We start from the raw sequence: 12,794 nt of genomic DNA, 5'->3' as shown, positions 1-12,794 counted from the left end.
TTCTATCAACGTGAGGTGGTCGTCAACAGCATGGCGTCGCCATAGCTGAAGAAGCGGTATTCATTGGCGATCGCATGGGCGTAGGCCTGGCGGATCGGTTCGAAGCCGGCGAAGGCCGACACCAGCATCAGCAGGGTCGACTTGGGCAGGTGGAAATTGGTCACCAGCCGCGTGACGGTCTTGAAGGTGTAGCCGGGCGTGATGAACAGCGCGGTATCGGCGCTGCCGGCTTGCAGTTCGCCGCTTTGCGAGGCCGATTCCAGCGCGCGCAGGCTCGTGGTGCCGACGGCGACCACGTCGCGGCCGGCAGCTTTTGCCGCGCGCACCGCGTCCACCGTCTCTTGCGAGATCGTGTACCACTCGGTGTGCATCTTGTGCTCGCTCAAGTCTTCGACCCGCACTGGCTGGAAGGTGCCGGCGCCCACGTGCAGGGTGACGTAGGCGAACTTGACGCCTTTTTGCGCCAACTTGTCGAGCAAAGGCTGGTCGAAGTGAAGACCGGCCGTCGGCGCGGCGACGGCGCCCGGCTCTTTCGAGTACACGGTCTGGTAGCGCTGTTCGTCGAATTCGTCGGCGGTGTGCTCGATGTAAGGCGGCAGCGGCAGGCGGCCATGGGCTTCGATCAGCTCGAACACATCGCCCTGGAAATGCAAGGTGAAGAATTCGCCGGCGCGCTCGCCGGTCGTCACGTCGAAGGCGTCGGCCAGGCGGATGCGGTTGCCGGGCTTGGGCGACTTGGAGGCGCGCACTTGCGCCAGCACGGTGCGGTTGTCGAGCACGCGCTCGACCAGCACCTCGACCTGGCCGCCGGTTTCCTTGACGCCGAAGAAGCGCGCCTTGAGCACGCGGGTATTGTTCATCACCAGCAGGTCGCCCGGCTGGAGCTGGTCGACGATGTCGGCGAAATGACGGTTGGTGATCTGGTCGCCGTCGAGCTGCAGCAGGCGCGAGGCGCTGCGATCGGGCAGCGGCAGCTGCGCAATGCGTTCGGGAGGCAACTCGAAGTCGAAATCGGAAAGCGAGTACATGATTTTCAATTGGTGGGCAAATGAGCGCTGCCAGCTTTACAATACGGGCTTCAGCGCAGTAGGCGAACCTTCTATTTTACGCCAGCAAGCGCCATTTTGCCGCGATATGCCCGCCTCCAAGACCACAAATCCACCGAAAACCCTCGAAAGCAAGCTCGCCCGCCTTGGATTGCGCAGCGACATGGACCTGGTATTGCACCTGCCGATGCGCTATGAAGACGAGACGCAAATCGTCTCGATCCGCGAAGCCTGCATGCGCGGCGGCCATGTTTCGCAGGTCGAAGGGGTGGTCACCAAGAACGAAATCTCGTTCAAGCCACGGCGCCAGCTATTGGTGACGATCGCCGACGAATTGGGAGATTTGCTGCTGCGCTTCATGAATTTCTATGGCAGCCAGGTCAAGCAGATGGCCGAAGGCGTGCGGATTCGCGCCCGCGGTGAACTCAAGCACGGCTTCTTCGGCGCCGAGATGGTGCACCCTGCATATAAAGTCGTCAACGAAGGCGCGCCATTGCCCGCCTCGCTCACGCCGGTGTACCCGGCCGGCGAAGGGCTGTCGCAGACGGTGCTGCGGCGCGCGATCGCCGATGCGATGAAGCGGATCGATTGGAGCGATACCGTCCCTGCCGGCATCCGCGCGAAGATGGGGCTGATCGACTTCGAGCCGGCAGTGAAGCTGCTGCACTATCCGCCGGCCGACGTCGACGAGCATGCGCTGGGCGAAAAATCGCATCCGGCCTGGGAGCGCATGAAGTTCGACGAGCTGCTGGCGCAGCAGCTGTCGCTGAAACGGGCGCAACGCGCGCGGCGCGAAAAAGGCGCGCCGCACCTGCGCGCGGTAGGCGCCCTGTCGGCCGCCTTCCTGGCTGCGCTGCCGTTCAAGCTCACCGGCGCCCAGGCGCGCGTGGTCGAGGAAATCCGCGCCGACCTGCGCGAAGGCTATCCGATGCAGCGCCTGCTGCAGGGCGACGTCGGCAGCGGCAAGACCGTGGTGTCGGCGCTGGCCGCGGCGCAGGCGATCGACAGCGGCTACCAGGCGGCGCTGATGGCGCCGACCGAGATCCTGGCCGAACAGCACTTCCGCAAGATCGCGGCCTGGATGGAGCCGCTCGGCGTGAAGGTCGCCTGGCTCACGGGCAGCCTCAAGAAAAAAGAAAAGGCCGCGTCGAACGAGTTGATCGAATCCGGTGAAGCGCACCTGGTGATCGGCACCCATGCGCTGATCCAGGACACCGTGCAGTTCGCGAAACTGGGCCTGGTGATCGTCGACGAACAGCACCGCTTCGGCGTCGGCCAGCGCCTCACCCTGCGCAACAAGGGCAGCGACGGCCTGGTGCCGCACCAGCTGATGATGTCGGCCACGCCCATCCCGCGCACGCTGGCGATGACGTATTACGCCGACCTCGAAGTGTCGGTGATCGACGAGCTGCCGCCGGGCCGCAGCCCGATCGTCACGCGCGCCATCGACCAGATGCGGCGCGACGAAGTGATCGAGCGAGTGTACGCGGCGGCGCTCGAGGGGCGGCAGGTGTACTGGGTGTGCCCATTGATCGAAGAGTCCGAAGCGCTGCAGCTGCAGACCGCGACCGAGACCTACGAGACCCTGGCCGAGTCGCTGCCCGAGCTGCAGGTGGGGCTGGTGCATGGCCGCATGAAGCCTACCGAGAAGCAGGAAGTGATGGATGCCTTCACGGCCGGCGAGGTGCACGTGCTGGTGGCGACCACCGTGATCGAGGTTGGGGTCGATGTGCCGAATGCCTCCCTAATGGTGATCGAGCACGCGGAGCGCTTCGGCCTGTCGCAGCTGCACCAGTTGCGCGGGCGGGTCGGGCGGGGTTCGGCGGCCTCGGTATGCCTGCTGCTGTACCAGTCGCCGCTGGGCCAGGTGGCCAAGCAGCGACTGATGACGATGCGCGAGACCACCGACGGCTTCGAGATCGCGCGGCGCGACCTGGAGATTCGCGGGCCGGGTGAGTTCCTGGGTGCGCGCCAGTCGGGGCAGGCGATGCTGCGCTTCGCCGACCTGGAGCTCGACCAATGGCTGGTGGACCGGGCGCGCGATGTGGCGCAGTATCTGCTCGAGGGCGAGAAGCCCGAGAAGATGGCGGTAGTGGATGCGCACCTGGCGCGCTGGCTGGGTGGGCGGGAAGAGTTCCTGAAGGTCTGATGGAGAATCAATGATACCGGAACACGCGCTGGATATCGATGGGTTGACTGCCCTGGCCCAGGCTTCAAGCCAGGTAACGGACGACTGCAGCTGCGAGATCGCGAGCTATCTTGGGTGGACGCGCACGCCGGTATCGTTCCCGCAGGCGCAGATGCGTCCGGCCGGCACGCTGGCCGGCGATCCTTACGACGAGCCGACCTTCGCCGAATATCATCCGCATGGGACCAATTACTGGTCGACGGATGCGCCGATCGCCATCCACTATTTTCCGTACAACCGCTGCGCGGTACAGCAGTGCACGGTATGCCTGCGCTACTGCCTCACCTACGTCGAGGCGGGTGGCTATTACGTCGAGCCGCGCATCCGCGCGCTCGATGTGCGGCATATCGTGGATGCGCCTGTAGCTGACTGAGCGTTTTCCCTTGACTTACGCCACGCCTACGAACGTCAACCGGTTTCCGAACGGGTCCTTCACGCTCAACTCACGCGACTCCCACGGCGTGTCCTCGATCCCTGGCCGCGCATAGCCATACTGTTTGGCGGACAGCTCCGCATGCAGCCCATCGATGTCATCGACCTCGATCCGCAGCGCCGCACCGGGACAGCAGTCGCCATGATGCTCGCTCAGGTGCAGGATGCAATCGCCGCGCGACACCTGCAGGTAAAGCGGCATGCCGGGCCCGAACCGATGGTCCCAGTCGACCGTGAAGCCGAGATAATCAACATAGAACTCGCGCGCCTTGGTCTCGTCGAAGATGCGCAGGATCGGGGTGACGTTACCGAGCTTCATGGAATCCTCCTAGGTACGGTCGGCCGCGTAGCGCAGCCCGATCTGGCGCCGGATCTCGTCCATCACGCCGGTCAGCGCCAGCGTTTCGCCGAGCGTCATCGACGGGCTTTCCAGCAAGCCTTGCTGCCAGCAGCGCTGGGCCTCGATCGCCTCGTGCACATAGCCGTTGCCGAGGTACGGCGTGTCAATGGTGCGCTCGCTGCCGTCCTCCAGCTTGACGGTAATCGAGGTCGCGCGGTGGAACATGGTGTTCATCCTTACCTGGCCACGCTCGCCCGACACGGTCAGCTCGGCCGGCGTGCGCGCCAGCAGCGAACAGCTGCAGACCGACATGGCGCCGCCTTCGTGCTTGAGCGTGAAGCCGGTCTGCACATCGACGCCGGTCGGCCCCATCTGGGCTTGTGCCCGCACTTCGAGCACGGGGCCCAGCAGGCCGGCCGCGACCGACAGCGGATAGATGCCCAGGTCGAGCAGCGCGCCGCCGCCCAGCTCAGGGTTGAACACGCGGTGCTCGGGCCCGAAGTTGGCCGCGAAGCCGAAGTCGGCGACGATTTGCCGCGGCGTACCGATCTCGCCCGAGGCGATGATGCGTTTCACTTCCAGGTAGGCCGGCAGGTAGCGCGTCCACATCGCTTCCATCAGGAACAGGCGTTTCGAGCGCGCCAGGGTCACTACCTGCTCGGCTTCGCGCAGGTTCATCGTGAACGGCTTCTCGCACAGCACGCCCTTCCCTGCGCGCAGCGCCATCAGGGCGTTACTGGCGTGTTCCGGATGTGGCGTCCCGATGTAGATCAGATCGATGCCCTCGGCCTGGGCCAGCAGCTCGCACGAGCCGTAACTGGCAAGGGCGCCGAATTCCTCGGCGAAGGCCGCGGCCTTGTCCGCGCTGCGCGAACCCACGGCGGCCAGCACGGCGCCCGGCACGTCCTTGAGCGCATTGGCGAAGGCTCGCGAAATCTTGCCCGTGCCGAGGATCCCCCAGCGTACCGTTTCAGCCATCGGCTTCTCCATTTCAAGCCGTCCGTTTGGGACGGAACACAGTCGTATCGAGATAAAAATCAGGGTCTTGCCCAGGCCACCAGCCCGGAATGCCCAGCACCTGCAGAGGCGTGAAGCCGCCCGGCGTCAATGCCTCGCGCGCCAGGCTCGCCGCCACCTCGCGGTCGAGCCATGCGCGGCGCGCGTCCCGTTCAAGCGCAAAATAGTCGTCGCTGGCGAACATCACCCGCGTATGCGCGGTGATCGCCTTGCGCGGCGCCACCAGCTTTTCCATCAGCGCGTGGCCGAACAGCCAGACCTCGACATCCTTGCCGAACAGGCCACGCTGATCGTACAGGGCGGCGAGCCAGCGGTGCGCACGCAAGTCCTCGACCAACGCCCGCCCTTCTGCGTTGTCACGCACTACCAGCAGCGCCGCGTTCTCGTCGAAAATGGTGGCGGCGTCGCGCGCCGGTCCGCGCGACTTGCCGACGCCGGCCTGCGCGATCTGCGCCGCCTGCAGCGCATTCAGCGCGCGCTTGATGAGGGGGAAAGTCTGCCACACCAGGGCATTGAAGAAGTCGTGCAGGTTGTCGCGGGTCGGCACCTGGCCGGTGGCGCCGATGAATTCTTCATAGGCCGTCCCTTCGGGCAGCGCGGACTGAGGCACGAACGACAGCGGCATGCCGGCGCCGTTGCGCAGGTCGAGTTCGCGCGCCGCCAGGTTGAAGGCGTCGATGAAGCTTTCCACAGGCGGCGCGGCGCGTTCAAACGCCGGGCGCACCGTGTCGTACCACGGCTGCGCCCAGTCGATCGGCGGCAGCATCGGCAGGCTTACACCATCTTCCAGTTGATGCTCTCGCCCGCGTTCAGCGGCACCAGTTGGTGTTCGCCCATCGGCACCGATTCCGGCAGCGTCCACGATTCGCGCTTGAGGGTAATCGTGCCCTCGTTGCGCGGCAGGTTGTAGAAAGCCGGGCCGTTGAAGCTGGCGAAGGCTTCCAGTTTATCCAGCGCGCCGGCCTGGGCGAAGGCTTCGGTATACATCTCCATCGCGTGCAGCGCGGTATAGCAACCGGCGCAGCCGCAGGCGGCGTACTTGGTGTGCACCGCGTGCGGGGCCGAGTCGGTGCCCAGGAAGAAGCGCTCGTCGCCGCTGGTGGCGGCGGTGACCAGCGCCAGGCGGTGTTCCTCGCGCTTGAGCACCGGCAGGCAGTAGAAGTGCGGGCGGATGCCGCCGCGGAAGATCTCGTTGCGGTTGTACAGCAGGTGGTGGGCGGTGATGGTGGCCGCGATCGGGCCCTCGGCCTCGGCCACGTACTGGGCCGCGTCCTTGGTGGTGATGTGCTCGAACACCACGTTCAGGGCCGGCATGTCTTTACGCAGCGGGCGCATCACGCGTTCGATGAACACGGCTTCGCGGTCGAACAGGTCGATCTCGTTGTCGGTGACTTCGCCGTGCACCAGCAGCGGCATGCCGACTTCCTGCATCACTTCGAGCACCTTGTAGCAGTTCTTGAGGTCGGTAACGCCGGCATCCGAGTTGGTGGTGGCGCCGGCCGGGTACAGCTTGACCGCGTGGATGAAACCGGTGTCCTGGGCGCGGCGGATCTCGTCCGGGTTGGTGTTATTGGTCAGGTACAGCGTCATCAGCGGCTCGAACGACATCCCCTCCGGCAGCGCGGCCAGGATGCGGGCGCGGTATTCCAGCGCCATGGCGGCCGTGGTGACCGGCGGCTTCAGGTTCGGCATCACGATCGCGCGGCCGAACTGGCGCGCGCTGTGCGGCAATACGCTGGCCATCGCCGCGCCGTCGCGCAGGTGCAGGTGCCAGTCGTCTGGACGGGTGATGGTAATGGTGTCTGGGGTCTCGATGGTGGACATGGCGGCTCTCGGAAAACGAATGGCGTATTTTACCTGCGCGGGCGCGCGCAGGGTGCGTTCGACGGCCCGCGACAGGGTGTCGGATTGCCGTAACGGCAAGGGTGTAAGCGTGCTTGACAGCACTAACTGTGCCTAGGATACTGCGGAACTTGCCATAATCTTCAGTATCAACCGGCCTTCGGTCCTCGAAAACCGGTCATAGCCCGAACAACCTCCGAGCGACAGCGCGATCCGCCGCCGCCGGCCCTGCACAGGTCCACACGACAGGAAGCTTTATGAATAATCGAAACCGCCTGACCACTTTCATCATGATCGCCCTGGTGATCGGCATCGTGGTCGGCTACCTGGTCAACGCCAATACGGACACGGCCGGCGCGACGAGCTTCTCCGAGACGATGTCGCTAATTACCACCATGTTCCTCCGCCTGATCAAGATGATCATCGCGCCCCTGGTGTTCGCGACCCTGGTGGTCGGCATCGCCAAGATGGGCGACGCCAAGGAAGTCGGCCGCATCGGCGTCAAGGCACTGGGCTGGTTCATGATCGCCTCGGTCATCTCGCTGTCGCTGGGCCTGGTGCTGGTGAACATCTTCCGTCCGGGCGACGCGCTGTTCGCCGCCGGCATGATGCCGCCGGTCGATGCGCAGTCGGGCATCACCACCGGCAGCCTGACGATGAAGGACTTCATCACCCACCTGATCCCGACCTCGATCGCCGACGGCATGGCCAAGAACGAGATCCTGCAGATCGTGGTGTTCTCGCTGTTCTTCGGCACCGCGGCAGCTGCCGTCGGCGCGCGCGCCACGCCGATGATCGACGCCATCGACGGCGTTGCCCACGTGATGCTCAAGCTGACCGGCTACGTGATGAACTTCGCCCCGATCGCCGTGTTTGCGGCAGTGGCCGGCATCATCGCCAAGAGCGGCCTGGGCGTGCTGTCGACCTACGGTATCTTCATGGCCCAGTTCTACTTCGGCATCGCGCTGCTGTGGGTGGTCCTGATCGGCATCGGCATGGCCGTGATCGGCCCGCGCATCCTGCGTTTGATCTCCGAGCTGCGCGGCCCGACCGTGCTGGCCTTCTCGACCGCCTCGTCCGAAGCCGCCTTCCCGAAAACCCTGGAAAGCCTGGAGCGCTTCGGCGTCAAGAACCGCCTGGCCTCGTTCGTGCTGCCGATCGGCTATTCGTTCAACCTCGATGGCTCGATGATGTACTGCACCTTCGCCGCCGTCTTCATTGCCCAGGCCTACGGCATCGACCTGTCGGTCGGCACCCAGATCACCATGATGCTGGTGCTGATGCTGACCTCGAAAGGCATGGCCGGCGTGCCGCGCGCCTCGCTGGTCGTGATCGCCGCCACCCTGAACCAGTTCGACATCCCGGAAGCCGGCCTGCTGCTGCTGCTGGCGATCGACCACTTCCTGGACATGGCCCGCTCGGCCACCAACGTGATCGGCAACGGCATCGCCACCGCCGTCGTCGCCAAGTGGGAGGGGGATTTAGGAGAACCCAACAAGGAACCGGCCGTCTCACCGTTGAAGTGACGGTAGCGGACGGCGCCCCGTAGCACCCGAGGCCTTCCAGCGATGGAGGGCCTTTGTTTTTCCAACATCGATAATGACAACAAGGAGCGAGAGATGAAACAACTGGTTGCCGCCGGCATGCTGCTGGCCTTGAGTAACGCCCATGCCGCCCCACAGACGGTCGACTGCGGCCGCCTGCTGGACGTCCAGAAAGGTACCTGGCGCGAGCGCGTCAGCATCGTGATCGAGAATGGCAGCATCGTGTCGGTCGGTCCCATGACGCAAGCTGCCGGCAATATCGACCTGTCGCGCCACAGCTGCCTGCCTGGCCTGATCGACATGCACGTGCACCTGACCAGCGAGACGCAACCGGTGGTCGATTCCTACCGCGACCGCCTGACCGCCAACCCGGCCGACATGGCGTTCCGCTCCGTCAAATATGCCGAGCGCACCCTGATGGCCGGCTTCACCACGGTGCGCGACCTGGGCGCTTCGGACAACCTGAACATCTCGCTCAAGCGCGCCATCGCCGCCGGCGAAGTGCCGGGCCCGCGCATGTTCACCGCCGGTAAATCGCTAGCCACCACCGGCGGCCACGCCGACCCGACCAACAACCTGTCGCACTTCCTGTCCGAGAAGATCGGCACGCCCGGTCCGGTCGAAGGCGTGTTGAACAGCCCGGAGGAAGCGCGCCAGGCGGTGCGCACCCGCTACAAGGATGGCGCCGACCTGATCAAGGTCACCGCTACCGGCGGCGTGCTGAGCCAGGCCGCCAGCGGCCAGAACTCGCAGTACACCGAGGACGAACTGCGCGCCGTGGTCAGCACCGCCAAGGACTACGGTTTCCGCGTCGCGGCCCACGCCCACGGCGCCGAAGGCATGAAGCGCGCGCTGCGCGTCGGCGTCGACTCGATCGAGCACGGCACCCTGATGGACGACGAAGTCATCGCCCTGTTCAAGAAGGGCGGCGGCTGGTACGTGCCGACCATCTCGGCCGGCCGCTACGTGGCGGACAAGGCCAAGGATCCGAATTATTATTCCGCCCTGGTGCGCCCTAAGGCGGCCGCGATCGGCCCGCAGTTGCAGGCCACCTTCGGCCGCGCGTACAAGGCCGGCGTGAAGATCGCGTTCGGCACCGATGCCGGCGTGTTCCCGCACGGCGAGAACGCCAAGGAGTTCGGCTATATGGTCGAAGCGGGCATGACGCCGGCCGATGCGATCCGCTCGGCCACCGTCAACGCGGCCATCCTGCTCGACCAGCCGAAGCGCCTGGGCGCCGTCGCGCCGGGCTTCGCGGCCGACATCATCGCGGTCGAGGGCGACCCGTTGCAGGACGTGAAAGTGCTCGAGCAGGTCAAGTTTGTGATGAAGGACGGCGTGGTCTACAAGAAGCCTTGAATGGCACGCCGCGTTTTTTGAGTGTCAAGGAGAAGTAATATGTTGTTCCCATCGACCGCACGCACGCGCGCCGCGCTGTTCGGCTTTTTGTTCATGTTCGCCGCCGCCGCGGTACAGGCCCAGACCGCAGCCAAGCTGCCGAACGTGACCATCCTCGCCACCGGCGGCACCATTGCCGGCACCGGCGCCACCAGCACCACCACGGTCGGCTACACCGCCGCCACTGTCGGCGTGCAGTCGCTGATCCAGGCGGTGCCCGAGATCGCCAAGGTGGCGAATGTCACCGGCGAGCAGGTGTTCCAGATCGCCAGCGAAAACATCAGCGACGCGCAATGGCTGCAACTGGCCAAGCGCGTCAACGTGCTGCTGGCGCAGCCGGACGTGGACGGCATCGTGATCACCCACGGCACCGACACGCTGGAAGAAACCGCCTACTTCCTGAACCTGGTAGTCAAGAGCAGGAAGCCGGTGGTGGTGGTCGGCTCGATGCGGCCGTCGACCGCGCTGTCGGCCGACGGTCCGATCAACCTGTACAACGCGGTGCGCCTGGCCGGCACGCTTGATGCGGCGGGCCGCGGCGTGCTGGTGGCGATGAACGACCAGGTCCATGCGGCGCGCGACGTCACCAAGGCCAATACCACGACCGCGGACACCTTCCGCACGTCGGAGCTGGGCGTGATCGGCTACATCCAGGGCGGCAAGCCGTTCTTCTATCGCGAGGTGTCGCGCAAGCATACGGTGGATACCGAATTCGATATTTCGAAGCTCGATGCATTGCCGCAGGTAGATGTGGCGTATGCGTATGCGAACGTCGGTGACGTGGCGGTCAATGCGCTGGTCGCGGCTGGCGCGAAGGGGCTAGTGCATGCGGGCGTCGGTAACGGCAGCCTGCCGGCGAAGACGAAGCCGGCGTTGATCAAGGCGCGCAAGGATGGTGTCGTGATCGTGCGTGCAAGCCGCGTCGGCCAGGGCATCGTGGCGCGCAATGGCGAGGCCAATGACGATGAGCTGGACTTCGTCGTGGCGGACACCCTGAGCCCGCAGAAGGCGCGGATTTTGCTGATGCTGGCGTTGACGAAGACGACCAGCAGCAAGGACATTCAACGCATGTTCTATACGTATTAACTGACGTTGGTTGGACGCGTGGACGGCATAGCCGTCCACCCTACCGGCGGCGACGCCACATCTTCATCGGGCCGCGCCAGCTGCCTTTCCCACATCTGGGCATACAGGCCTTGCGCCGCCAGCAGCGAACCATGCGTGCCGCGCTCGACGATTTTGCCGTGGTCGAGCACGATGATCTGCTGCGCATCCGCGATTGTCGACAGGCGGTGCGCGATCACCAGGGTCGTGCGGTTCTGCGCGATACCCTTCAACTGCGCCTGGATCGCCTGCTCCGAGCGCGAATCCAGCGCCGATGTCGCCTCGTCGAAGATCAGGAGCGCCGGATCCTTCAATATGGCGCGCGCGATCGCCACCCGCTGCTTCTCGCCGCCCGACAGTTTCAGTCCCCGCTCGCCCACCATGCTCTGGTAGCCATCGGGCAGGCTCTCGATGAACTCGTGGATCGAGGCCGCGCGCGCGGCCGCTACGATGTCGTCGCGGCTGGCGCCAGGCCGACCATAGGCGATGTTGTATTCGATGGTGTCGTTGAACAGCACCGTATCCTGCGGCACGATGCCGATCGCGCTGCGTAGCGATTGCTGGGTGATGTCACGCAGGTCCTGTCCGTCGATGCGGATCGCGCCGCCATTCACGTCATAGAAGCGGAACAGCAGCCGCGACAGGGTCGACTTGCCCGAGCCGCTATGGCCCACCACCGCGGTCGTGGTTCCGGCGGGGATCGTGAAGTCGACGTCGAACAGGATTTGCCGCTTGGCCTCGTAGCTGAACTCGACGTGCGAAAACGTCACCTCGGCGCCCTTCGTCACCAGCGGCCGGGCCTTGGCGTCGTCGGCCACTTCGCGATTCTGGTCCAGGAGGCCGAACAGGCGTTCCATGTCGGCCAGGCTCTGCTTGATCTCGCGGTAGATCACGCCCAGGAAGTTGAGCGGAATGTAGAGCTGGACCATGAAGGTATTGACCAGCACCAGGTCGCCCAGGCTCATGGTGCCGGCGATCACGCCCTCGGTCGCGCGCCACAGGATCAGGGTGACGGCGGTGGCGATGATCAGGGACTGGCCGGTATTCAGGAAGGACAGCGAGGTCTGCGAACGCACGGCGGCGTTCTCGTAGCTCTGCAGGCCCTGGTCGTAGCGCCGAGCCTCGTAGTCTTCGTTGCCGAAGTACTTGACCGTCTCGTAGTTGAGCAGCGAATCGATGGCCTTGGTCGACGCCTTCGATTCCAGGTCGTTCATCGTGCGCCGGAAATGCGTGCGCCACTCGGTGACCACCACCGTGAAGGTGATGTAGGAGGCCAGTGCCACCGCGGTGATGATACTGAACCAGATGTCGTAGTTGAGCACCAGGTAGACCAGCACCAGCGTGATCTCGACCAGGGTCGGCAGGATGTTGAACAGCGAATAAGAGATCAGCGACGTCACGCCGCGCGTGCCGCGCTCGATGTCGCGCGTCATGCCGCCGGTCTGGCGGTTCAGGTGGAAGCGCAGCGACAGCGCGTGCAGGTGGCGGAACACCTTCAATGCGATGGTGCGCACCGCGCGCTGGGTGACGCGCGCGAACAGGAATTCGCGCAGCTCGGTGAACACGGTGGTTGACAGCCGCAGCAGGCCATAGGCCACCAGCACGCCGACCGGCAGCACCAGCAACGCATGCGGATGCGCAGGGTCGATCGCGAGGCCGTCGATGAGCTCCTTGAGCACCAGCGGCACGCCGACGTTGGCCATCTTGGCGCCGACCAGGGCGCCCATCGCGGCCAGCACCCGCCACTTGTAGACCCACAGGTAGGGGAACAGCGTTTTCAGGGTGGCCCAGTCGTTGCGGGGCACGCCTGTGGCGTCGGGAGGGAGTGGAGCGGAATTACGGCGCATGACGAGGCTTCTGGATTTATGGTTCAATTCGGGACG

General features: G+C 65.0%; 11 protein-coding genes. 5 read left to right on the top strand and 6 right to left on the bottom strand.

Annotated elements, in window-relative coordinates:
* Positions 1–5: 5 nt before the first annotated feature.
* Complete coding sequence (gene queA / locus Q9246_RS00105; protein ID WP_306394478.1) at positions 6–1,028, bottom strand: tRNA preQ1(34) S-adenosylmethionine ribosyltransferase-isomerase QueA; 1,023 nt, start codon at positions 1,026–1,028, stop codon at positions 6–8.
* Between the two features lie 106 nt (positions 1,029–1,134).
* Between queA and recG the strand changes: the two genes are divergently transcribed.
* Complete coding sequence (gene recG / locus Q9246_RS00100; RefSeq protein ID WP_306394477.1) at positions 1,135–3,195, top strand: ATP-dependent DNA helicase RecG; 2,061 nt, start codon at positions 1,135–1,137, stop codon at positions 3,193–3,195.
* 10 nt (positions 3,196–3,205) lie between these two features.
* A complete protein-coding gene (locus Q9246_RS00095) occupies positions 3,206–3,607 on the top strand; it encodes a hypothetical protein (protein ID WP_306394475.1) in 402 nt (133 codons plus the stop codon).
* A gap of 15 nt (positions 3,608–3,622) precedes the next feature.
* Here the strand turns inward: Q9246_RS00095 and Q9246_RS00090 are convergent, their stop codons facing one another.
* Genes Q9246_RS00090 through pyrC form a run of 4 tightly spaced genes read right to left on the bottom strand, consistent with a single transcriptional unit; the run spans position 3,623 to position 6,847 of the window.
* The gene (locus Q9246_RS00090; protein ID WP_306394474.1) at positions 3,623–3,985 is read right to left on the bottom strand and encodes a glyoxalase superfamily protein; all 363 of its coding nucleotides are present in this window, start codon (positions 3,983–3,985) and stop codon (positions 3,623–3,625) included.
* A 9-nt stretch (positions 3,986–3,994) separates the two neighbouring features.
* On the bottom strand, positions 3,995–4,984 hold the full coding sequence (locus Q9246_RS00085) for a Gfo/Idh/MocA family protein (RefSeq protein WP_306394472.1): 990 nt from the start codon (positions 4,982–4,984) through the stop codon (positions 3,995–3,997).
* Positions 4,985–4,997: 13 nt separating this feature from the next.
* On the bottom strand, positions 4,998–5,789 hold the full coding sequence (locus tag Q9246_RS00080; protein WP_306394471.1) for a DUF3025 domain-containing protein: 792 nt from the start codon (positions 5,787–5,789) through the stop codon (positions 4,998–5,000).
* Positions 5,790–5,797: 8 nt separating this feature from the next.
* Entirely contained in the window at positions 5,798–6,847 is a 1,050-nt protein-coding gene (pyrC, locus tag Q9246_RS00075) for a dihydroorotase (RefSeq protein ID WP_306394470.1), read from the bottom strand.
* 275 nt (positions 6,848–7,122) lie between these two features.
* On the opposite strand from pyrC, the gene Q9246_RS00070 reads away from it, so the two are divergent.
* The 3 genes from Q9246_RS00070 (at position 7,123) to Q9246_RS00060 (ending at position 10,893) form a co-directional block, all read left to right on the top strand.
* Positions 7,123–8,391 carry a dicarboxylate/amino acid:cation symporter gene (locus Q9246_RS00070; RefSeq protein ID WP_306394468.1) on the top strand — a complete coding sequence of 423 codons (1,269 nt, stop codon included), beginning with the start codon at positions 7,123–7,125 and terminating at the stop codon, positions 8,389–8,391.
* A gap of 93 nt (positions 8,392–8,484) precedes the next feature.
* Complete coding sequence (locus tag Q9246_RS00065) at positions 8,485–9,768, top strand: metal-dependent hydrolase family protein (RefSeq protein ID WP_306394467.1); 1,284 nt, start codon at positions 8,485–8,487, stop codon at positions 9,766–9,768.
* Between the two features lie 39 nt (positions 9,769–9,807).
* A complete protein-coding gene (locus tag Q9246_RS00060; RefSeq protein ID WP_306394465.1) occupies positions 9,808–10,893 on the top strand; it encodes a type II asparaginase in 1,086 nt (361 codons plus the stop codon).
* Here the strand turns inward: Q9246_RS00060 and Q9246_RS00055 are convergent.
* Positions 10,890–12,758 (bottom strand): ABCB family ABC transporter ATP-binding protein/permease, encoded by a 1,869-nt coding sequence (locus tag Q9246_RS00055; RefSeq protein WP_306394464.1) that lies wholly within the window; start codon positions 12,756–12,758, stop codon positions 10,890–10,892. The two genes, Q9246_RS00060 and Q9246_RS00055, sit on opposite strands and share 4 nt — an antisense overlap.
* Positions 12,759–12,794 lie beyond the last annotated feature (36 nt).

The sequence above is a fragment of the Telluria beijingensis genome, from assembly GCF_030770395.1.
Lineage (GTDB): Bacteria > Pseudomonadota > Gammaproteobacteria > Burkholderiales > Burkholderiaceae_D > Telluria > Telluria beijingensis.
This window is presented reverse-complemented; position numbering and strand designations above follow the sequence as displayed.